The organism is Bordetella sputigena, from assembly GCF_965137885.1.
GTDB classification, from domain to species: Bacteria; Pseudomonadota; Gammaproteobacteria; order Burkholderiales; family Burkholderiaceae_B; genus Bordetella_C; species Bordetella_C sputigena.
In genome coordinates, this window is sequence record NZ_CBCSCA010000010.1 from 50,831 (window position 1) to 71,024 (window position 20,194).

A 20,194-nucleotide genomic window follows, 5' to 3' on the forward strand; every position below is an offset into this window, starting at 1 on the left:
GGCAGGTGACTCCGGCAGGTGACCCCATGAGCGACTTCGAAGCGCTGTACCGGCAATCGGCCGACCCCTGGCAAGTCCGGACCTCGTGGTACGAGCAGCGCAAGCGCGCGGTGCTGCTGGCCTGCCTGCCGCGGGCCCGCTATGGCCGCATCCTGGAATTGGGCTGCGGCAACGGCGAGATGACGCGCCACCTTGCGGTCCGCTGCGATGCGCTGGTGGCCGTGGACAGCTCCGCCACGGCCATCTCGCTATGCGAGCAAACCCTGGCGCGCGATGGCCTGCGCAACACCAGCACGCACGTGGCGCGCTTGCCCGAGGCCTGGCCGGTGGACGCCGGCCAGCGTTTCGACCTGATCGTGGTGTCCGAGCTGGCCTACTACATCGCGGAAGCCGACCTGCCGTCCTTCCTGGCGCGATGCGCGGCCATGCTCGGCGAGCATGGCGAATGGGCGATGTGCCACTACAGCAAGGACCTGGAGGGCCGTCCCCAGCCGACGGCCGCGTTGCACGGCCGTGTCGACGAACTGGGCGGTCTATCGAAGGCCGTTCGTCATGAAGACGAGCGCTTCATGATCGATGTCTGGCGGCGGGCGGATCCGGCCGGCCCGGCCGCCTGACCCCGCCGGCGCCGCGCCGGGCCGCTTGCGCGAGCCGCCGCCCGCCGGCCCGGTGAACGGCCGCCGCCGGCCTCAGGCCTTTTCGTACGCCAGGTAATCCATGTGGATGCCGATATGGTCCGCGATGTACTTGGCGTCGTGCCACACGCCCCAGATGAATGACGAAGAGCGGTTCGTCTGGTTGGGCAGGCCCAGGAAGTAAATCCCCTTCTCCGCCGAAATCCCGCGCTTGTGGACCGGATAGCCCTTCTCGTCGAAGGTATCGATCTCCATCCACGAATAATCCACCTTGAAGCCGGTGGCCCAGACGATGCTCTTGATACCCGCTTCGGCCAGGTTCAGCGCCAGGATGGGGTGCTTCAGGCATTCGGGATCTTCCAGCAGTTCCCAGGCTTCCGGCTCCGGCGGCAGGTCCAGGCCGTTCTGCTCGATATAGGCATCGGCCTCGCGCAGCACCTCGAAATAGTCCGCGTCGCCCTGCGCGATGTTCGCGGCCAGGCCCTCTTCGAACGTCACCGTGCCGTTCTCATAGCCCTTGGTGATGCCGACCAGCTTGATGCCGGCATGCGCGAGACGGCGGAAGTCCACCGTCTTGCCGCCTTCGTAGCCGCTCACGGCGAAGGCCACGTGCTCGCGCTTGGGCTTTTTCTTGACCTCGTCCCACATGCCCAGGGCGCCCAGCCACCAGCAGTAATCGCGCTGGCGATAGGAGCGCGGCGGCCGATAGTGCTCGCCCACGGACAGGTAGACCGTGCGGCCGGCCTGGCGCAGTTCCTCGGCGATCTGCGACCCCGATGCGCCGGCGCCCACCACCAGCACCGCGCCCTCGGCCAGCTGGCCGGGATTCTTGTAGGCCGACGAATGGACCTGCTGGATGCCGGCGCTTTCCGGAACGATCTTCGGGTAGCTGGGAATCTGGAAGGCGCCCGTCGCCGCCACCACGTGGCGCGCCTCGATCACGCCGGCCGACGTCGTCACGGTAAAGCCGGGCCGCTTCTCGTTGCGCGTGACCTTCAGCACCTCCACGCCGGTGCGGACCGGCGCCTCTATCATCTTCGCGTAGTCTTCGAAATACTGCGCCATGCGCTCCTTGGGCGGGAATACGTCGGGCGCGACGTCGCCGAACTTCAGGTTCGGAAAGCGGTCATGCCAGGCGGGGCCGTTGGCCACCAGGGAGTCCCAGCGTTCGGAACGCCACCGCTCGGCAATACGCTTGCGTTCCAGCACGATATGGGGAATACCCATCCTGCCCAGGTGCTCGCTCATCGCGATGCCGGCCTGGCCGGCGCCGATCACCAGCGTATTGGTTTTTTCGACTGACATTTGGAGTTCCTTCGCTCACTCGGGGATGGCACGCAGTGTGAGCCAGAACACCAGGCTTGATAACTTCGTTTTTCGGACGCCGGACCTAGGAAAAACCAAATGGCGGCCAGGCGCCCCGGGCTTTCGTTTTTTCCGATGAACGGCCTCAGCATCCACAAAGGGCCGGCGCCCCCTGCTTGCCGTATTCTTCCCGGCATCCATCGTGTCTAAATTGCCGCCGCCATGCAGAACAACCCCTCTCTTCCGGATTCCTCTTGCGCGGTCAGTCTGGAAGGAGTGGTAAAGAAATACCGCGACCAGACTGTGCTGCACGACGTGTCGCTGAAGATCCGGCGCGGCGAGTTCCTGACCCTGCTGGGTCCGTCGGGCTGCGGCAAGACCACCCTGCTGAACCTGATCGCCGGCTTCGCCGATGCCGACAACGGCGAGATCTTCATCGACGGCCAGTTGGTCACCGACCTGCCGCCCTACCAGCGGGAAATCGGCATCGTCTTCCAGAACTACGCGCTATTCCCGCATATGACGGTGGAACGCAATATCGGCTACGGCCTGCGGATGCGGCGCGTGCCATCCAGGGAAATCGCCGAGCGCGTCAAGGAAGCCATGGCGATGGTCAAGCTGGACGGCCTGGGGCAGCGCAAGCCGCGCGAACTGTCGGGTGGCCAGCAACAGCGCGTGGCCCTGGCGCGCGCCCTGGTGATCCGGCCCAAGGTACTGCTGCTGGACGAACCGTTTTCCGCCCTGGACAAGAGCCTGCGCGGCGCCATGCAGGTCGAAATCCGCGATATCCAGCGCCGGCTGGGCGTGACCACTGTTTTCGTGACCCACGACCAGGGCGAAGCGCTGAGCATGTCCGACCGCATCGCCGTCATGTCGGCCGGCGTCATCCGCCAGATCGCCACCCCGGGCGAGCTCTATCGCAATCCGCAGGATCCCTTCGTGGCATCCTTCCTGGGCGACGTCAACATCCTGCCGGCCCATTACCACGGCGCGGACACGGACGGCATCCACCTGCGCCTGGGCGCCGGCCTGATCCGCGTGCCGCGCGAACGCCTGGTTGGCGGTTCGCACGAGGGACGCCGCCTGGACGTCTACGTGCGTCCCGAGCAGATCACGCTGGAGAACCTGCACGGCAACTCCGTGCTTAGCGGCACCGTCGTCAATCACGTATTCCAGGGCGATCACATCGATTCCTACATCGACGTCGATATCCCCGTGGCCGGACGGCAGCGCGTCATGGTGCGCAGCGCCGGCCTGGACGCCATGCAGCAGTGGCCCGTCGGCGCGGTGGCCGGCCTGGTGCTGCCCGACCAAGGAATTAGCGTATTCAATGCCTCCGCCTGAGCCCATGACCGATATCCCCCGCACCATGCAGGCCGTCATCGCCACCCGTCCCGGCGACGCCGGCGTACTGGCCCTGGCCGAGCGCCCGGTGCCCGTCCCCGGCCCCGGCGAAGTCCTGCTGCGCGTGCGCGCGGCCGGCGTCAACCGGCCCGACATCATGCAGCGCCAGGGCCAGTCCAAGCCGGCCGAAGGCGTCACCGACGTATTGGGCCTGGAAGCCTGCGGCGAAGTCGCCGCGTGCGGGCCCGGCGTCCCCGCCACGCTGCTGGGCCAGCGGCTGATGAGCCTGCTGCCCGGCGGCGGCTACGCCCCATGGTGCGCGGCCCGCGTCGACCACTCGCTGCCCGTGCCGGAGGACCTGGACGACGCGGCGGCCGGCGCGCTGCCCGAAGGCCTCTTCACCGTCTGGCACAACCTTTTCGAACTTGGCCGGCTGCGCATGGGCGAAACCGTGCTGATACACGGCGCCGCCGGCGGCATCGGCACGCTGGCGATCCGCATGGCCCACGCCGCGGGCGCGCGCGCCATCGCCACCGCCGGCCGGGCGGAACGCCTGCCGGAACTGCGCGACATGGGCGCGGCGCTGGCCATCTGCTACCGGGATACCGACTTCGTCGCCGCCTGCCAGGAATACACGCAGGGACGCGGCGTCGACGTCGTGCTGGATATGGTCGGCGGCGACTACGTGCGCCGCAACCTGCAGGCCCTGGCTTTCGGCGGCCGCCACGTCAGCCTGTCCTTTCTGCAGGGATCGTCGGTGAACATCGAGCTGCTGACCTTGATGCAGAAACAGCTGAGCCTGCACTCGTCCACCATGCGGCCGCAGACGCCGGCTGAAAAGGCCCGCATGGCGCGGGACATCGCGCGCCACGTCCTGCCGCTGGTCGCGGACGGCCGCGTCCGCCCGAAAATACACGCCAGCCTGCCGCTGGCCCAGGCCGCCGATGCGCATCGCCTGCTGGAAAGCGGCGACGTATTCGGCAAGATCGTGCTGCTGCCCTGACCGCGACTTCCTGCCTGCCCGGGGCTCCGTGGCAAGCAGGATGCCGTGTATGCCCCGACCATCACCCGAAGGCTGCCTCCATGCAACTGCTCTACGCCCCGACCTCCCCCTTCGTCCGCAAGGTCATGGCCTGCGCGCACCTGTGCGGCATCGCCGACCGCATCACCTTCCTGGATAGCGCCGCCCACCCCATACGCCGCGATGCCCGCATCGCCGCCCACAACCCGCTGGCCAAGGTCCCCACCCTGATCCTGCCCGACGGCCAGTCGCTCTACGACAGCCGCGTCATCTGCGAGTACATCGCCGACCTGGCCCGCAACGAACACCTGTTTCCCGCCGCCGGACCGCAACGCTGGCGCGCCCTGACCCAGCAGGCGCTGGGCGACGGCCTGCTCGACGCGGCCCTGCTGGCGCGCTACGAAACCACGGCGCGTCCGCCCGCGTCGCAATGGCCCGACTGGCGCGCCGCGCAGCTGGTCAAGGTGAGCGCCACCCTGGACGAAATCGAGCCCCAGGCCGCATCCCTGGCCGTGCAAGGCCCCACCATCGGCGAAGTCACCCTGGGCTGTGCCCTGGGTTATCTGGACTTCCGCTTTCCCGAACTCGACTGGCGCGCCGGCCATCCGCGGGCGGCACGCTGGTTCGCGACCTTCAGCCAGTTGCCCGCCATGCAGGCGACCATTCCGCACGACGCCTGAGAACCGAACCGCCATGACGACGACCGACACGCCCGCCACCGCCACGACCAAGGTCTGGTTCCTGAACGGCCCCAACGCCAATCTCTACGGCCTGGACGCCAACAAGACCTACGGCTCCGAAAGCTTTCCCATGCTGCGCCAGCGCTGCGAAAACAAGGCGGCCGAGCTCGGCATCGCCCTGAACTTCGTCCAGTCCAACTACGAGGGCCAGCTGGTCGACTGGATCCAGGAAGCGCGCGGCGACGCCCAGGGCGTCATCATCAACGCCGCCGGCCTGACCTACACCTCCATTCCGCTGCTGGACGCCCTGCTGTCCTTTCCCGGCCGCATCATCGAGGTCCACATGAGCAATATCTGGAAGCGCGAACCCTTCCGCCACCACTCCTACATCTCCAAGGCCGCCGACGGCGTCATTGCCGGCCTGGGCGCCGAGGGATACGAACTGGCCATCGAAGCCATGTCCCGCCTCATCCGCCGCCCCGCCTGAGCCCGGAAACCCAGCCTGGGTCCAAACCTGCCTTCGAGCCCGAGAACCCCGCCATGACCGCACCGCACAATGGAGCATGCTCCGGCTCCCTGGTCTTCTACAGCGAATTCGACCACTTCGACACCTGGAAGTCCGCCCTGCGGGCCCGCTTGCCGGACCTGCGCGTCCTGCACGCCAGCGAGGTCACCGACCCCAGGGACATCCATTACGCCCTGGCCTGGAAACCGCCGGAGGGCTTCTTCGACAGCATGTCGAACCTGCGCCTCATCATCAACCTGGGCGCCGGCGTCGACACCCTGGTCGGCCGCAAGGACCTGCCCCCCGGCATCCCCATCACCCGCATCACCGACCCCAACATGGGCCGCATGATGGCCGGCTACGTCCTCTTCGCCACCCTGCGCTACGCCCGCGACATCCCCTGGTTCGAGCAAGCCCAGCGCCGCGCCGAATGGGCCTACCGCCACCCGCGCTCCCCGGAGGAAATCCGCGTCGCCGTCCTCGGCCTGGGCGAACTGGGCGCCTACGCCGCCCGTGAACTGCAACGCCAGGGCCTGACCGTACTCGGCTGGTCCCGCAGCCCCCGCCAGATCGACGGCATCCAGTGCCACTCCGGCATCGACAGCCTGGACACGGTGCTATCGCAGGCCGAAATCCTGGTCGTCATGCTGCCCCTGACCCCGGAAACGCGCGGCCTGCTGAGCCGCGAGCGCCTGCGGAAACTGCCCCGCGGCGCCTCCTTGATCAACGTCGCCCGCGGCGCCCTGGTAGACCAGGCCGCGCTCACCGAGCTGCTGCAAAACGGCCACCTGGGCGGCGCCACGCTGGACGTCTTCGAGCGCGAACCCCTGCCCGCCAGCGACCCGCTCTGGAAAATGGACAACGTCCTGATCACGCCCCATCTGGCCTCCGTCGCCATCCCGGCCTCGGCCGCCACGCAAATCGCGGAAAACATCGTCCGCGTCTCCCACGGCCAGGAACCGGCCAACCGGATAGACCCCGGCCGCGGCTATTGAACCGCCGCAAAGCCGGCCCCCAATCCACCCGCGTCGCACCGCGAAACAGGCGTGCGCTACTGACAAAACCGCGCAGGCGTGGCGCACAGAACCGCGTAGGCGTGGCGTGGCCGCGCAGGGCGGCCGCACCACGCCGGGCAACAGCAAATCTTTCTTAAGCCAACCCAGAAGCCACGAAGGGCCAAGCACACAGCCCCCCTACCGCGACTCCTCGATGTTCAAAACCTTCCCCAACCCCAGGAACCCATTAGCCACCGCCAACACCCCCGCGGTCACGAAGATATAAACCACCGACAACGCCGCCAAGGTAGGATCCGCGAACTCCCGCACATAGTTGTACATGGACACCGGCAACGTCTGCGTGGCCTGGGTCGTCACGAACAAAGAAGCCGTGAACTCGCTGAACGACATGATCGCGGCGAACAGCCACCCGCCAAACAACCCCGGCGCCAGCAACGGCACCGTGATCGTGAACAACACCCGCACCGGCGAAGCGCCCAGGCTGGCCGCGCTCTGCTCCAGCCGCGCATCCAGATTCTCCATCGACACATAAACGCTGCGCAGCACGAACGGCAACACCAGCATCACGTGGCACAGAATCACCAGCCCATACCCACGGTCCAGATTCAGCTGGGCCACCAGGATCAACAACCCCAGCCCCAACGTGAAATGCGGTATCACCAGCGGCGACAACAACACCGCCTGCAGCACATCCTTCCCCGGAAACTCCAGCCTCTTGACCGCGATCGCCAACCCCGTCCCGATCACCAGCGCCAGCAAGGACGCCCACACCGTCACCACAACGCTGGCCCGGAAACCATCCTGGAAATCCGGATAGGTGAACGCCCGTTCGAACCAGCGCAAAGACCAGCTCTGCGGCGGAAACGTCAGCAGCGCCTTCTCGTTGAAGGACGCCATCGTCACCACCACCACCGGCAACAGAATGAACGCCAGGATCAACACGATCAGCAAGGGCGCGCCCACGCGCATCCACATCGGTACGGTATTGCGTCTTTTCATATCAGTGCACCTGGATCGCCTTGAACCGGCGCGTAAGCCGCCCCAGCAGCATCAACGAAACCACCGTCAACGCCAGCCCCGCCACGCTCAAGCTTGCCGCCAGCGGAAAATTCATCGAAGAAAAGCCCAGCTGGTAAACCAGCGTCGACACCGTCGGCACGCGGCCGCCGCCTATCATCTGCGGCGTCGCGAACGCGCTGAACGTCCAGGCGAACGACGTCGTCACGCTGGCCAGGATCCCCGGCATCGACAGCGGCAGCGTCACCGTCAGAAAAGTGCGGACCGGCCCCGCCCCCAGGCTCTGGGCCGCCTTCGCATAATCCCGGTCGATATGCGAAATCGCCGTCGCCAGCATCAGTACCACCACCGGGATCGTCACGTGCACCAGCGCCACCAGCACGCCCAGGTGGCTGAACATCAGATTCAGCGGCATATCGATCAGCCCCGCCTTGCGCAGTATCGTATTGATGAACCCATTGTTGCCCAACACAATGATCCACGAATACGTCCGCACGATCTCGCCCAGGAAAAGCGGCGTGATCGACACGATCAGGATGAACGACTTCAGCGCGCGGTTGCGCACCCGCACCAGCGCGTACGCCAGCGGATAGGCGACCAGCAGGGAACAGACCGTCGTCTCCACGCTCAGCAGCAGCGTATTGGCGAACGCGTCCAGATAGATAGGCTTGTTCAGCGTCGTGAAATTGGCCAGTGTCAGCCCGCCTACCTCCATCGACCCAGGGATGAAGGTGCGCAGACTGAACTGGAACACCGTGATCAACGCCGCCACGATGAACAGCGCGATGATACTCGCGGGGGAAACCAGCCATCCCCTTAGCCCGGAACGCTTGTTCATGAATCGATGTACTTCCGTCTACGTTGCTTGCCCAAGTTGCCTGACGCATGCGCGCGCCGGAAAACGGCCGCGCCGCGGCGGCCAGCCAGCCGTCGCGACGCGGTCGTGGAACGCCGTCGGCGCTCAGTTCATGATGTTTTCGGTAAACCACTTGCGCCATTCGGCGGTCTTCTCGGCGCGCAGCTTGTCATCGATCACGATGGCTTGCTTGGCCCACTGTTCCTTGGTGGTAAACACGCCGGGCAAGGCGGCGTCCTCGGGCGACACCTTGGCGTTGTCCACCACCGGGCTGGCCTTCTTGTAGGCCACGATCTTGGCCTGCACTTCCGGCGACAGCGCGATATCGATGAACTTGTAGGCCAGGTCCGTCTTCGTGCTGCCCTTCATGATCCCCATCGTGTCCACGCCCAGCACCGCGCCTTCCTTGGGCATCGCCACCTTGATGGGCACGCCCTGGCCGATCATGTAGTAGGCGTTCATGGACAGCAGCACCTGCACCGGCGTCTCGCCCGTGGCGATCAGCTGCTGGCTGTTGGCGTCATTGGTATAGAAAGCCTTGAAGTTGGGCTTGAGCGCCTTCAGCTTTTCCTCGCCCTTCTGCCACGTGGCCGCGTCGCCGCCGGACAGCATGGCCGCGACCGTGATGATGTGGCTCGGATCAAAGTCGGGCGCCGACAGCTTGCCCTTCAGCGCCGGATTCCACAGATCATTCCAGCTATCGAACTTGATGTTCGACGGCACCAGGTCGGGACGATAGCCGATGGTGTAAACGTAGGCCCAGCTGCCGATATGGTACGGGCTGATCTTGGCGCGATCCACCAGGTGCGAGTAATTCTTCAGCTTGCTGGTATCCAGCTTTTCGTACAGATTGCTGTTGACGTACAGCCAGCCGATATGCGAAGTCGTAAACGTAATATCGCTTTCCGGCTTGGTCGCCAGCTTGGCCTTGTTCAGGCGGTCTATCGTGCCGCCGGTGATGTACTTGACCGGCACCCCGGTCTGGCGGGTGAATTCCTTGCCGATGTTCTCATCGATCAGGTCCCGGAAGCTGCCGCCCCAGGTGCTGATGACCAGGGCATCCTCCGCCCAGGCCGCGCTGGCCGCCAGCGTGCTGGCAAGAATACCGACCGACAAAAGTTTTCGAATCATTGCATGCCCCTTGGAATGTGCCTGGTGAAGTACTCGGCGTTCGTGCTTGGCGTTCGATATCGTCCGCTTTGGCTGCAGCCATGATGCGGGACAGCCCCCGGCTCGACCAAGTCGCCTTTTCCATAGGGATGGCTCAACTTTCCTGACGCCGCGGCGGCCCCGGCGGGCCGGCTGGTTTACAAGGCCTGGTCCAGGAAGGTTCTCAGGCGCTCGCTGGCCGGTGAATCGAAAAACTGGTCGGCCGGGCCGGACTCGATGATCTCGCCCCGTTCCATGAACACGCAGCGGTCCGCGACTCTGCGGGCAAACCCTAGTTCGTGTGTCACGCACACCATGGTGATGCCGGTTTCCGCCAGGTTTTCCATGATGCGCAGCACCGACCGTACGGACTCCGGATCGAGCGCCGAGGTCGGCTCGTCGAATAGCATGATGCGCGGCTCCAGGCACAGCGCCCGGGCGATCGCCACCCGCTGCTGCTGTCCACCCGACAGCTGCGCCGGAAACTTGCCGGCCTGTTCGATCACGTTGACCTTCTCCAGGTACTCCAGGGCGATGCGTTCGGCCTGCTTCGAAGGCAGCTTCTTCGCCAGGCGCAGGGCGAAGGTGCAGTTGGCCAGCACGGTCATGTGCGGGAAAAGGTTGAAGCTCTGGAACACCATGCCCAGCTGGCGGCGCACCTGCTCCACGTCTTCCGCACGCCGGGTAAGCCTCAGGCCGCCGACATGGATATCGCCGGAATCGTGCTGCTCCAGATGGTTGATGCAGCGGATCAGGGTCGATTTGCCGGAGCCCGACGGGCCGCACAGGACGACGATCTCGCCGCCGTCGATCCGCAGATCGATGTTGCGCAGCGCATGGAAGGATCCGTAATACTTGTTCAGGCCGGAGATTGAAATCGCCGGTGCCGCCGCGCCAGGGAGGGCGCGCGGCGCGCGGCCGGCCGCGGCGGGCTTCGGCGGGTTTCCATTCAGGGAGGTGGCGTCCACGATTCACTCCAGAAGTGCTACGAGCCGGCCGGCGCGGCCGGCCAGGCGCGGCCGGCCAGGCGCGGCCGGCTAGGCGCGGCCGGCTAGGCGCGGCCGGCCTGGACCCGCCCATAATTCAAGCGCGGGCCAGATGACGGTTCAGGCTGCGATCCAGCGCGGCGAAACCCAGCCGCATGGTATTGGTAATACACCAGTAGATCGCCGCCGCCGTCACCAGCGGCGTGAACGGATCGTAGGTGTAGTCGAAAACGGTATTGGCGGCCGCCGTCAGGTCGACCAGCGTGATGGCGCTGACCGCGGACGTGCTCTTCACCATGATCAGCAATTCGTTCTGGTAGGCCTTCAGCACATAGCGGGCGGCCATCGGCAGCTTCAGGCGGAACAGTATCTGCATCGGCTTCAAGCCCAGCACCGAGGCCGCTTCTATGGTTCCCGCCGGGATCGCCGCCAGCCCGCCCCGTATGATCTCCGCCATGAAGCCGGAATGTGTCAGGGCCAGCCCCAGCCAGGCACAGACATAGGCATTGGAAAACAGCTTCCACAGGACGGTGTCCCGGACGATCGAGAACTGCGGCAGGCCGCTGTAGATCAGATACAGCAGCACCAGGCTGGGCACCCCGCGGAAAAACGAGATATACGCCCCGGCCAGCGTCGAGCGGGGCCCTGGCCTGAACCGGGCCAGGGCGACCGGCAGCGCGATCAACAGCCCCAGGGCCAGCGCCGGCAGCAACACGATGAAGGTCGTGGCGGTGCCCGCCAGCAGCTTGGGCAGGCTGTCCCAGGCGACGTGGATATCAAAGTGCATCGGCCTTTTCCTTGCCCGGCGCGGCGCCCGGCACGGCGCGCACCCCGCGTCCCGCGTTCGATTCGATGCGTCCGGCCACCACATAGGTCAGCCACGTCATGCCCAGGAAGAACAGCGACGCCAGCATGAAATAGACGAAGGGCTCCTTGGTCACCCCGGACGCCAGTTTGGCGTAGGCCATGATCTCCTTCAGCCCGATCAGGGAAACCAGCGCCGTGTCCTTCAGCACGACGATCCAGGTGTTCGTCATGCCTGGCAGCGCCAGCCGCAATACCTGCGGCAGGATCACGTGCAGCCAGATGGCCGGCCGCCCCACCAGCAGGACCTGGGCGGCCTCGAACTGCCCGCGCGGCACGTTCTGGATGGCGGCGCGTATCAGGTCCGCCAGATAGGCGCCATACACCATGCCCAGCGCGGTGACGGCCGCCATGAAGGGCGTGACCTCGATCGTTACTTCCAGCCCGAAAGGCGCCAGCAGGCTGTTCACCATTCCGGGACCGGCGTAATAGAACAGGAAAGCCACCAGCAGCGAAGGCACGCCCGTGAAAATCGAGGCATACGCGCGCCAGACCAGCCGGGTGGCCAGCCGCGGACGCAGCGTCGCCAGCGCGAAAGCCGTGCCGATGACCAACGCCAGCAGATAGGCGCAGACGGCGACCTTGACGGTCATCATCGCGCCTATCGCCAGCTGCTGCACGAAGCCCAATGAAGGCATGGCGAGTTTCCCGCGGTTGTCCGGGGTCAGCGGCAGGCCGCTTCTTCGGGCAACAGCTCGACTTCCATGTACTTCTTGCGCAACTTGGTGAAGGTGCAGTCGCGGATGATGGTGTCCAGGGCCTGGTTCATGCGCGCCAGCAGTTCAGGCGTGTCCTTGCGGGTAATCCAGCTGGAGCCGGCCTCGCCCCCGCCGGTCCACAGATCGCCGCCGGCGAACTTCCAGTCCTTGCCGGCGGGCTTGGTCAGGAATTCGTTGGTCCAGCTGATCTTGGGGCCCAGGCTCAGGTCCAGGCGGCCGCTGGCCAGGTCCAGGCGGATCTGGTCGGGATTGTCGTAGTACACGATCTGGACCGCGTCGCCGAACTGCTCGGACACATACTTGGCCTGCGCCGAGCCGCGCTGCAGGCCGATGCGCAGCCCTTTCAGGCCTTCCTTGGTGAAGGTGTAGTTCTTGTTCGCCGGAATCACGTACGAATCCGGATTGAACAGCACCGGACGGCCGAACAGGACCTTCTCCTTGCGCTCCGGCAAGGGCTTGGTCTGGCTGACGACGGCATCCAGCTTCTTCTGCAGCAAGGCGGGGATCAGGCCCTTGAAATCCATGACGACGATTTCGCAGTCCACCTTCATGCGCTTGCACATCTCGCGCGCCAGGTCGGGTTCGAAGCCGGTCAGCTCGCCCGCGGCGTTGACCATGCTGAAGGGGGGATAGCTCCCCTCGTTGCCCAGCACCAGCTTTTCGGCCGCCGCCGGCGCCGCGCCGCCGGCGCCCAATATGGCGGCCGCCAGGGCCAATGCTTTGAATAGACGATCGGATTTCATGACTTCCCCTTGCTGTCTGTTGTTTGTTTGACAGTCCCCACGGTCGCGAACACCCGCGGAACAAGCCCTATCCCACGCCTTCGCTCGCGATGTTTCCCGCGAACAACGACCCGTAGCCCGGCTTCGCGCCCGCCACGCCGGTCAATTCCAGGCAGTGCCAGAAAGACGCCTGGATGGCCGACACGACCGGCTTGCCCAGCCGCTGTTCCAGCGCCTCGATCGCGCCGACCGTCCTGAAGTTGGTGCACGACACGAAGATGGCCGTGGCGTCCGGATGGTCCACCGACAGCACATGGTCATAGACCTTCTCGATGGGCACCTCTGCCAGGGCATGGTCGTCCGAGATCCCCAGGTAGTTGCTTTTCACTACCTGGTGGCCGTTTTCCTCCAGGAAACGGATGGCGCGTTCGTGTATTTCCGGTAAATACGGCGTGGCCAGGGCAACCTTGCCGGCCTTGACCTTCTTCAGCGCCGCCAGCGTCGCGGTGGACGCGGTGGTGACCTTGGGCCCGGGCACCCACTGGCGTATCTTTTCGATCAGCGCGCGGTCATAGGCCGTGCCATGCAGGAAGGAAGCGCTGGTGCCACCGAACAGCAGCACATCGATGGGCGGCGCCGCCGCCATGCGCGCCGCCAGCTCCAGTTCCGGCGCGTTCATCATTTCCTCGATACCCTGCACGGTCACCTTGGGCAGCTTGATGCGCGCCGTATGCGTGGACACGCCCGGGGCGGACATGGCCCACATTTCCTCTTCCATGACCACGCTGGACGCGATGTAGATCAGGCCGATGCGAGCGAGGTCTCCGGAACCGTCATAACGGAAACGGGGGTATTCCCGCGTCTTGGACATTTGCCGCCCCTTTGGATGCTTGGATGCGTTGTTCGATGCGACCAATGATGGGAGACGCGCCTCCACGCGACCAAGTCGGAAATTCCGAGATGGTCCGCCGGAAAATACAAATAGGCGCGGCCGCCGGTCCGTTCGACCATGGCATTCGTCCAGGCAAGGCGCGCGACATGCGCCGCGCCATCCATCCGCCATTGCCCGCGCTCGGGCCCATCCCATTCGCACACACTCGCCGACGCAGCCATGAAACATACCCGCATCCGCACCTTCAATACCAAAGCCACCTACCCCGAGCAGAACCTGGACAACGATCTGTGCCAGGCCGTCGTCGCGCGCGGCAGCACCGTATTCCTGCGCGGGCAGATCGGCCAGAACCTGGACACCTCCGAAAGCGTCTGCATCGGCGACGCGGCGGGACAGGCCGAACAGGCCATGTCCAACATCGCCATGCTGCTGAAGGAAGCCGGCGGCGAGCTGGAGCACATCTGCAAGATCACCATCTACATCATCGATCCGCGCTACCGCGAACCGGTGTACCGCGTGGTCGGCCGCTGGCTCAAGGGCGTTTTCCCGGTCTCGACCGGTATCGTGGTCTCGGCCCTGGCTCGTCCTGAATGGCTGGTGGAAATCGACGCCACGGCCGTCATTCCCGACTGACGCCGCCGNCCGGCCCAGAAACCGTCCCGCCCGGAGTTCCGACATGACCTTTTCCATCATCGCGCGCTGCCCGGAATCGGGACAGTTCGGCGCGGCCGTTTCATCGTCGTCGCCCGCCGTGGCGTCGCGCTGCATCCGCGCACGCGCCGGCGTCGGCGCGGCCGTCAGCCAGAACATCACCGACCCCATGCTGGGACCGGCGGCCCTGGACCTGATGGAAGCCGGCCGCACGCCGCAACAGGCGCTGGCCGAACTCCGGCAGCGCCCCTATATCGCCTACCGCCAGCTCATGGCCATCGACGCCACGCAGCCGCCGGCGATCTACACAGGGGAAAGCTGCCTGGGCACGATCTCCAGCATCGCCGGTACCCATGCCGCCTGCGCCGGCAACATGCTGGCCACGCTGGACGTGCCCAAGGCCATGCTGGCCGCCTTCGACAGCGCCCGGGGCTCGCTGGCCGAACGCCTGATGCAGGCCATGCTGGCCGGCCAGGCGGCCGGCGGCGAGGAAGGTCCGGTGCATTCCGCGGGCCTGCTGGTCTATGCCGACCTGCCGTGGCCCATCGTCGACCTGCGGCTGGACTGGGTGGAGGCGGGCCCCATCGAGGCGCTGTACGACGCCTGGAAAATCTACGAACCGCAGGTGCAGGACTACATCACGCGCGCCCGCGATCCGCGCGCCGCGCCCAGTTTCGGCGTGCCGGGAGACCTCTGACCGCCGGTCCTGGTGCTATTCCCGCATGGCGGAAACGCGCATCGCTGGTAATGTTGAGCCTGCGAACCCCGGCGATGCGCCCGGCGACCCCGGAGGCCGGCCCGCCCCTGTTGCCCTTTCCCGGACCATGCTCAATCGCATTTCCCTGCGCCAGATGGAGTACTTCGTAGCGACCGCCAAGCATGGCAGCATCGCCGCGGCCTCCGCCCAGATCCACATTTCTCCGCCTTCGATCTCGGCGGCCATCGCCCACATCGAAACCGAACTCAACGTGCAGCTGTTCGTGCGGCATCCCTCCAAGGGACTCGCACTGACCATCCTGGGCGCGCAGGTCATGCAGGAATGCGAAGAACTGCTGGAACGCGCCTCGCGCCTGTATGAAATCGCCTCGGTGTCCAGCGACACCCTGCAGGGCGTACTGCGGGTGGGTTGCTTCCAGCCGCTGGCCGCGATGATCGCGCCCGAGGTCATCTACGGCTTTGCGCGCGCATTCGAGAAAGTCGAACTGCACATGGTCGAAGGCGACCAGCAGGAGCTGATCACCCGCCTGCATACGCTGGAAATCGATGTCGCCCTCACCTACGACCTGCAGCTGGGCGAGGAAATGAGCTTCGAAATACTGGCCCATCTGCCGCCGCACGTGCTGGTCAGCGAGTTGCACCCCCTGGCCCAGCAGATTGCCGTCACGCTGGACGAACTGGCCGCGCAGCCCATGGTGCTGCTGGACCTGCCCATGAGCCGCGAGTACTTCATGTCGCTGTTCACCAAGGCCGGGCTGGAACCCAACATCGTCGCGCGCTCTCGCTCCGAGGACGTGGTGCGTTCCATGGTCGCCAACGGCATCGGCTATGCGCTGTTCAACGTGCGGCCGAAATCGACCCAGTCGCTGGATGGCAAGCGCCTGGTGCGCCTGCGGCTGGCCGGCGAGCACCGGCCCATGCTGCTGGGCTTGGCCACCTACAAGCCCTTGAAGCCCTCGCGCCTGGCCCTGGCCTTCATGCAACGCTGCCGCTCGTATATCTCGGATCAATACATCCCGGGCATGAGCGCGGCCAGCTTCTTCGATCCCTATATTCCGGGCGAAGACGTGCCGCCGGTGCGCTGACAACGCTTGCGACGCCCCGTTCCGGGCCCCGCCGGCCGCGCCGGCAGCCACCTATTCAAAACCGACGCCCATTCCATGAACAAAGCAATAAGCCGCCCCGCCCCCGCCACCAGCCTGGAGCTGCTGCGCGAGTTGATCGCCTTTCCTTCGGTCACGCTGACCCCCAATGCCGACCTGATGGCTCGTGTGCGCGAGCTGCTGGGGGCAGCCGGCATCGAGTCCATGCTGGTTCCGGACCCGGACGACGCCAGCCGCTGCAATCTCTTCGCCACCGTCGGCCCGCGCGACGTCCCCGGCGTGGTGCTGTCCGGCCACACCGACGTCGTCCCCGCCAAGGGCCAACCCTGGACCACGCCGCCCTTCGAGCCCACGGAAAAGGACGGGCGCCTGTACGGCCGCGGCAGCGCCGACATGAAGGGCTTCGTCGCCTGCGCCGTCATGGCCATGGTCCATGCCGCCGGCCGCCCGTTGCGGCGGCCCCTGCACCTGGCCCTGTCCTCCGACGAGGAAATCGGCTGCGTCGGCGTACGCCACCTGATCCGCGCCCTGGCGGACATGCGTCCGGCGCCCTCGCTGGTCATCGTCGGCGAACCCACGCTGATGAAAATCGGCACCGGCCACAAGGGCAAGGCAGCCTATCGCGCCCTGTGCTGCGGCCAGGCCGGCCATTCCGGCCTGGCCCCGCGCTTCGTCAACGCCATCCACACCGCCACCGACCTGGTGGCCGCCTTGCGCGACGTGCAGCGCGACTTGAGCGAGCACGGCCCGCGCGAGGACGGCTATGCCGTTCCCTATTCGACCATCCACGCCGGGACGATACGCGGCGGCACCGCGTTGAACATCGTGCCGCAGGAATGCGAGGTGAACTTCGAGATCCGCAACGTGATGGAGGACGATCCCGCCGACATCCTGGCCCGCGTGCTGGAACGCACCCAGGCGCGCATGCGCGAGGCGCAGGCCTTGCCGGACGCCGCCCCGCCCAAGGTGGACATCGTCAATGCCTACCCGGGCTTGTCCACGGCCGAGGATTCCGCCGCGGTGCATCTGCTGGCTTCGCTGCTGCCCGACGGCACCGCCCGCACCAAAGTGGCTTTCGGCACCGAGGGCGGCCTGTTCCGCCAGCAGTGGGACGAGACGCCGGTGCTGGTATGCGGTCCGGGCAGCATCGAAGTCGCGCACAAGGCCGATGAGTACGTCGAAATCTCGCAGATCAGCGCGTGCGACGAAATGATGGCCAGGCTGACGGACTATTTGTGCATTAATAGCTCATTATCGGCCTGAGTGACTCATTAATAGCACATTCCAGCGAGCTTACGGCCCCGCGGCGCGCCCCGCCCTAAATTGATCCATTAATAGTACATTCCGAGCGGAAACGTACTATTATTGAGTCATGAAAAAGAAAATCGAGCCCAGCTTCGATGCGGCCGAGGCCCTCGTCCGTATCGGCGAAAACCTGCGCACCGCGCGCCTGCGCCGCGCCGAAACCGAAGCCGGCCTGGCCGGGCGCATAGGCGTGTCCCGCTCGACCATCGTGCGCCTGGAAAAAGGCGACGGCGGCGTGTCCGCGGCGCTGCTGGTGGAAGCCCTGCTGCGGTACGGCTTCAGCGAGCAGGTCTTCGCGCTGGCCGACCCGCAGCAGGACAAGGTAGGCCTGCGCCTGGATGCGGTACGCCGGCCGGCCCGCGGCTCCCGCAAGGCCGCGCAGGCGCACCGCGCCGACCCCGGCAAGCTTTAGCGCGGTTGCGATATGAAGAACCGCAAGGACAAAGCCGTGGAGAGCGAGCTCTACGTCTACGTCGACATCCGCGGCGAAGCCGTGCTCTGCGGCCTGCTGACCCTGGACGATTCCGGCGAAGACCGCTTCTTCGCCCAGTTCACCTATGTGCAATCCTATGTGAACGACCCGCGCGCTTTCCCGCTGGATCCGCTGAACCTGCCGCTGATCGATGCGCGCACCACCTTCAGCACCACCAGCCGCTATGAAACGCTGGGCGCCATTTTCGACGCCGCGCCGGACGCCTGGGGCCGCAACGTCATGCGCATGGACAACGCCGGCGCACGCGTGACGGAAGACGAAGTCCTCCTGAAAGGCCGGGGCATGGGCGTGGGCGCCCTCTTCTTCAGCGCACGCCTGCTGACGCCGAATATGCGCAAGGTGTACCGGCTGCCGGAAATCACCCAGGTGGAATCGCTGACGGACCTGATCGCCGACATCGACCAGGGTATCAAGCCCAAGGGGCTGTATCGCGATCTGCTGGGCAGTTCCTGGGATATCGGCGGCGCGCGCCCCAAGACCATCGTGCGCGACGATGGCGGCGAAATGTGGATCGCCAAGTTCCCACGCCGCGGCGAATCCTACGATCGCCAGCGCGTGGAGTACGCCAATCTTTGCATGGCGCGCGACATCGGCCTGACCGTGCCGCCAATCCGGCTGGTGGAGACGCACCTGGGCGCCGTGCTGCTGACGCATCGGTTCGATCGCGAACTGCTGCCGGCCAGGGACGCTACCGGCCCGGTGGTCGCGCGCCGGCATTTCCTGAGCGGGGCGGCCTTGATCAGTCCATCGGTGCAGATCGGCAAGCGCGAACTGGACGGCGCGCGCGGCAAGGCGACGTATTCCTATGCCCGGCTGGCCGACGTGATCCGGCGCGTGTCGTCCAATCCCGTGCGCGATCTGCAAGAGCTGTACGCGCGCATGATGCTGAACGTCGCCGTCCACAACACCGACGACCACCTTAAAAACATCGGCTTCCTGAAGGACCCGGACGCCGATACCTACCGGTTGGCGCCGCTTTTCGACGTCACCACGCAGGAAGGCTCGGCCAGGCATTATCTGCACGTCGGCGCGCAGGGAAGGCTGAGCTCGTTCGAAAACTGCCTGACCGAATACCGCCGTTTCGGCCTGCGCACGGAAGCGGCCGCGCGCTCGATCCTGGACAGGGTCCGCGCGGTGGTCGCCCGGCGACGGCGCTATTACAGCCAGGCCGGCATGACGCCCGACGAAGTCGAACGGATCGAATCATCGTTGTCCGCCTGGCGTGCCGGCGAATAGCGCATCGCCCGGGAAGCTAAACTTGTCGGCCTTGCCGGCATCATGGCCGGCATATTGGGGGAGCACAAAATGAGCGGCCTGGACATACCAGCCCTGAAGATATTCGTCGCGGCGGTCGAAGAAAAGAGCCTGTCCAAGGCCGCCGAGCGGCAAAGCCTGGTCACGTCGGCGGCCAGCAAGCGCGTCGCCGAAATGGAGCGGCACCTGAACCGCGTCCTGCTGCACCGGCACGGCCGCGGCGTCGAACCGACGCCCGCGGGCATGCTGCTGTACCAGCGTGCCAAGGCCATCCTGCGCAGCCTGCAGCTGGCCGAAGCCGCGGTGGAAGGCTACGCCGTGGACGGCATGGCCAAGATCCGCCTCGCCAGCGTGCCATCGCCCATCCTGGTGATGCTGCCCGCGCAGATCGGCCGCTACCTGCGCGCCAATCCGCGCATCAGCGTGGATCTGCTGGAGTGCTACAGCTACGAGATCCCGCGCATGGTGGTGGAAGACCGCGCCGACATCGGTATCTACCACGGCCGCCATCCCGCGCCGGGCGTCGTTTCCTATCCGTATATCCGCGATCGCGTGGGCCTGGTGGTGCCCCTGGGACATCCGCTGGCGAAGCGCCGGGCGGTCCATCTGGAGGACGCGGTGGACTATGACCTGGTGGGTTATTTCCCGCGCCATTCCTTCGACCAGTTCCTGGCCTACGTGGACCAGTCGGTGTCGCGGCCGCCGAACGTACGCCTGCAAGTGTCCAATTTCGAGGCGCGCTGCCGCATGGTGCAGGAAGGCCTGGGCCTGGCCGTGTTGCCCGAAGCGATCGCCAGCAAATACCTGGTCGACATGGGCCTGGCGTGGCTGCGGCTGGAGGACGACTGGGCCGAACGCCAGTTCTACATCTGCGTCGGGCAAGGCAGCGATCGCGACGCGGCGATCGAGGAACTGGTGGAGGTGCTGAAGGCGACGGAATAGCCAGCGCGCCGCTCGTCA

At 65.9% G+C, this 20,194-nt stretch carries 22 protein-coding genes; 13 read left to right on the top strand and 9 right to left on the bottom strand.

Features of this window, described 5'->3' with window-relative positions:
- Positions 1-26: 26 nt before the first annotated feature.
- Positions 27-617 (top strand): class I SAM-dependent DNA methyltransferase, encoded by a 591-nt coding sequence (locus ACNA0R_RS19065; RefSeq protein WP_415827622.1) that lies wholly within the window; start codon positions 27-29, stop codon positions 615-617.
- A gap of 72 nt (positions 618-689) precedes the next feature.
- Here ACNA0R_RS19065 and ACNA0R_RS19070 read toward each other — a convergent pair whose 3' ends face one another.
- A complete protein-coding gene (locus tag ACNA0R_RS19070) occupies positions 690-1,940 on the bottom strand; it encodes a flavin-containing monooxygenase (RefSeq protein WP_415827623.1) in 1,251 nt (416 codons plus the stop codon).
- Between the two features lie 222 nt (positions 1,941-2,162).
- Here ACNA0R_RS19070 and ACNA0R_RS19075 point away from each other — a divergent pair, with 222 nt between their 5' ends.
- From ACNA0R_RS19075 to ACNA0R_RS19095, 5 genes are all read left to right on the top strand, one after another.
- Positions 2,163-3,284: an ABC transporter ATP-binding protein gene (locus ACNA0R_RS19075; protein WP_415827624.1), complete on the top strand. Its 1,122-nt coding sequence runs from the start codon at positions 2,163-2,165 to the stop codon at positions 3,282-3,284.
- 4 nt (positions 3,285-3,288) lie between these two features.
- Complete coding sequence (locus tag ACNA0R_RS19080) at positions 3,289-4,287, top strand: NAD(P)H-quinone oxidoreductase (RefSeq protein WP_415827625.1); 999 nt, start codon at positions 3,289-3,291, stop codon at positions 4,285-4,287.
- 80 nt (positions 4,288-4,367) lie between these two features.
- Entirely contained in the window at positions 4,368-4,985 is a 618-nt protein-coding gene (locus tag ACNA0R_RS19085) for a glutathione S-transferase (RefSeq protein WP_415827626.1), read from the top strand.
- 13 nt (positions 4,986-4,998) lie between these two features.
- The gene (locus tag ACNA0R_RS19090) at positions 4,999-5,472 is read left to right on the top strand and encodes a type II 3-dehydroquinate dehydratase (protein WP_415827627.1); all 474 of its coding nucleotides are present in this window, start codon (positions 4,999-5,001) and stop codon (positions 5,470-5,472) included.
- A 53-nt stretch (positions 5,473-5,525) separates the two neighbouring features.
- Positions 5,526-6,485, top strand: coding sequence for a 2-hydroxyacid dehydrogenase (locus tag ACNA0R_RS19095; RefSeq protein ID WP_415827628.1), 960 nt, complete (start codon positions 5,526-5,528; stop codon positions 6,483-6,485).
- Positions 6,486-6,683: 198 nt separating this feature from the next.
- On the opposite strand, the gene ACNA0R_RS19100 is transcribed toward ACNA0R_RS19095, so the two are convergent.
- The 8 genes from ACNA0R_RS19100 to ACNA0R_RS19135 form a co-directional block, all read right to left on the bottom strand.
- A complete protein-coding gene (locus tag ACNA0R_RS19100) occupies positions 6,684-7,505 on the bottom strand; it encodes an ABC transporter permease (RefSeq protein WP_415827629.1) in 822 nt (273 codons plus the stop codon).
- A gap of 1 nt (position 7,506) precedes the next feature.
- Positions 7,507-8,361, bottom strand: a complete 855-nt coding sequence (locus ACNA0R_RS19105; protein ID WP_415827630.1) for an ABC transporter permease — start codon at positions 8,359-8,361, stop codon at positions 7,507-7,509.
- A gap of 123 nt (positions 8,362-8,484) precedes the next feature.
- Complete coding sequence (locus ACNA0R_RS19110) at positions 8,485-9,510, bottom strand: ABC transporter substrate-binding protein (protein WP_415827631.1); 1,026 nt, start codon at positions 9,508-9,510, stop codon at positions 8,485-8,487.
- 176 nt (positions 9,511-9,686) lie between these two features.
- Positions 9,687-10,406 carry an amino acid ABC transporter ATP-binding protein gene (locus ACNA0R_RS19115; protein ID WP_415827780.1) on the bottom strand — a complete coding sequence of 240 codons (720 nt, stop codon included), beginning with the start codon at positions 10,404-10,406 and terminating at the stop codon, positions 9,687-9,689.
- 205 nt (positions 10,407-10,611) lie between these two features.
- On the bottom strand, positions 10,612-11,301 hold the full coding sequence (locus ACNA0R_RS19120; RefSeq protein ID WP_415827632.1) for an ABC transporter permease: 690 nt from the start codon (positions 11,299-11,301) through the stop codon (positions 10,612-10,614).
- Positions 11,291-12,016, bottom strand: coding sequence for an ABC transporter permease (locus tag ACNA0R_RS19125; protein WP_415827633.1), 726 nt, complete (start codon positions 12,014-12,016; stop codon positions 11,291-11,293). The genes ACNA0R_RS19120 and ACNA0R_RS19125 overlap by 11 nt, the downstream gene beginning before the upstream one ends.
- 26 nt (positions 12,017-12,042) lie before the next feature.
- Entirely contained in the window at positions 12,043-12,840 is a 798-nt protein-coding gene (locus ACNA0R_RS19130; protein ID WP_415827634.1) for a transporter substrate-binding domain-containing protein, read from the bottom strand.
- A gap of 67 nt (positions 12,841-12,907) precedes the next feature.
- Positions 12,908-13,690 carry a maleate cis-trans isomerase family protein gene (locus ACNA0R_RS19135; protein ID WP_415827635.1) on the bottom strand — a complete coding sequence of 261 codons (783 nt, stop codon included), beginning with the start codon at positions 13,688-13,690 and terminating at the stop codon, positions 12,908-12,910.
- 240 nt (positions 13,691-13,930) lie between these two features.
- On the opposite strand from ACNA0R_RS19135, the gene ACNA0R_RS19140 reads away from it, so the two are divergent.
- The 7 genes from ACNA0R_RS19140 to ACNA0R_RS19170 all read left to right on the top strand — a co-directional run bounded on the left by ACNA0R_RS19140 (position 13,931) and on the right by ACNA0R_RS19170 (position 20,176).
- The gene (locus tag ACNA0R_RS19140) at positions 13,931-14,344 is read left to right on the top strand and encodes a RidA family protein (protein WP_086065086.1); all 414 of its coding nucleotides are present in this window, start codon (positions 13,931-13,933) and stop codon (positions 14,342-14,344) included.
- 43 nt (positions 14,345-14,387) lie between these two features.
- Positions 14,388-15,059, top strand: a complete 672-nt coding sequence (locus tag ACNA0R_RS19145; protein WP_415827636.1) for a DUF1028 domain-containing protein — start codon at positions 14,388-14,390, stop codon at positions 15,057-15,059.
- A gap of 127 nt (positions 15,060-15,186) precedes the next feature.
- Positions 15,187-16,164 (top strand): LysR substrate-binding domain-containing protein, encoded by a 978-nt coding sequence (locus ACNA0R_RS19150; protein ID WP_415827637.1) that lies wholly within the window; start codon positions 15,187-15,189, stop codon positions 16,162-16,164.
- A 75-nt stretch (positions 16,165-16,239) separates the two neighbouring features.
- Positions 16,240-17,445 (top strand): acetylornithine deacetylase, encoded by a 1,206-nt coding sequence (gene argE, locus ACNA0R_RS19155; RefSeq protein WP_415827638.1) that lies wholly within the window; start codon positions 16,240-16,242, stop codon positions 17,443-17,445.
- A gap of 109 nt (positions 17,446-17,554) precedes the next feature.
- On the top strand, positions 17,555-17,899 hold the full coding sequence (locus ACNA0R_RS19160; protein ID WP_415827639.1) for a helix-turn-helix transcriptional regulator: 345 nt from the start codon (positions 17,555-17,557) through the stop codon (positions 17,897-17,899).
- Between the two features lie 12 nt (positions 17,900-17,911).
- On the top strand, positions 17,912-19,216 hold the full coding sequence (locus ACNA0R_RS19165; RefSeq protein ID WP_415827640.1) for a type II toxin-antitoxin system HipA family toxin: 1,305 nt from the start codon (positions 17,912-17,914) through the stop codon (positions 19,214-19,216).
- Positions 19,217-19,285: 69 nt separating this feature from the next.
- A complete protein-coding gene (locus ACNA0R_RS19170; RefSeq protein ID WP_415827641.1) occupies positions 19,286-20,176 on the top strand; it encodes a LysR family transcriptional regulator in 891 nt (296 codons plus the stop codon).
- Positions 20,177-20,194: the final 18 nt, after the last annotated feature.

Bases quoted from the DNA above. Each gene is read 5' to 3' on its own strand.
- ACNA0R_RS19065 (WP_415827622.1), top strand. From the start codon at position 27: ATGAGCGACTTCGAAGCGCTGTACCGGCAATCGGCCGACCCCTGGCAA.
- ACNA0R_RS19070 (WP_415827623.1), bottom strand. From the start codon at position 1,940: ATGTCAGTCGAAAAAACCAATACGCTGGTGATCGGCGCCGGCCAGGCC.
- ACNA0R_RS19075 (WP_415827624.1), top strand. From the start codon at position 2,163: ATGCAGAACAACCCCTCTCTTCCGGATTCCTCTTGCGCGGTCAGTCTG.
- ACNA0R_RS19080 (WP_415827625.1), top strand. From the start codon at position 3,289: ATGACCGATATCCCCCGCACCATGCAGGCCGTCATCGCCACCCGTCCC.
- ACNA0R_RS19085 (WP_415827626.1), top strand. From the start codon at position 4,368: ATGCAACTGCTCTACGCCCCGACCTCCCCCTTCGTCCGCAAGGTCATG.
- ACNA0R_RS19090 (WP_415827627.1), top strand. From the start codon at position 4,999: ATGACGACGACCGACACGCCCGCCACCGCCACGACCAAGGTCTGGTTC.
- ACNA0R_RS19095 (WP_415827628.1), top strand. From the start codon at position 5,526: ATGACCGCACCGCACAATGGAGCATGCTCCGGCTCCCTGGTCTTCTAC.
- ACNA0R_RS19100 (WP_415827629.1), bottom strand. From the start codon at position 7,505: ATGAAAAGACGCAATACCGTACCGATGTGGATGCGCGTGGGCGCGCCC.
- ACNA0R_RS19105 (WP_415827630.1), bottom strand. From the start codon at position 8,361: ATGAACAAGCGTTCCGGGCTAAGGGGATGGCTGGTTTCCCCCGCGAGT.
- ACNA0R_RS19110 (WP_415827631.1), bottom strand. From the start codon at position 9,510: ATGATTCGAAAACTTTTGTCGGTCGGTATTCTTGCCAGCACGCTGGCG.
- ACNA0R_RS19120 (WP_415827632.1), bottom strand. From the start codon at position 11,301: ATGCACTTTGATATCCACGTCGCCTGGGACAGCCTGCCCAAGCTGCTG.
- ACNA0R_RS19125 (WP_415827633.1), bottom strand. From the start codon at position 12,016: ATGCCTTCATTGGGCTTCGTGCAGCAGCTGGCGATAGGCGCGATGATG.
- ACNA0R_RS19130 (WP_415827634.1), bottom strand. From the start codon at position 12,840: ATGAAATCCGATCGTCTATTCAAAGCATTGGCCCTGGCGGCCGCCATA.
- ACNA0R_RS19135 (WP_415827635.1), bottom strand. From the start codon at position 13,690: ATGTCCAAGACGCGGGAATACCCCCGTTTCCGTTATGACGGTTCCGGA.
- ACNA0R_RS19140 (WP_086065086.1), top strand. From the start codon at position 13,931: ATGAAACATACCCGCATCCGCACCTTCAATACCAAAGCCACCTACCCC.
- ACNA0R_RS19145 (WP_415827636.1), top strand. From the start codon at position 14,388: ATGACCTTTTCCATCATCGCGCGCTGCCCGGAATCGGGACAGTTCGGC.
- ACNA0R_RS19150 (WP_415827637.1), top strand. From the start codon at position 15,187: ATGCTCAATCGCATTTCCCTGCGCCAGATGGAGTACTTCGTAGCGACC.
- argE (WP_415827638.1), top strand. From the start codon at position 16,240: ATGAACAAAGCAATAAGCCGCCCCGCCCCCGCCACCAGCCTGGAGCTG.
- ACNA0R_RS19160 (WP_415827639.1), top strand. From the start codon at position 17,555: ATGAAAAAGAAAATCGAGCCCAGCTTCGATGCGGCCGAGGCCCTCGTC.
- ACNA0R_RS19165 (WP_415827640.1), top strand. From the start codon at position 17,912: ATGAAGAACCGCAAGGACAAAGCCGTGGAGAGCGAGCTCTACGTCTAC.
- ACNA0R_RS19170 (WP_415827641.1), top strand. From the start codon at position 19,286: ATGAGCGGCCTGGACATACCAGCCCTGAAGATATTCGTCGCGGCGGTC.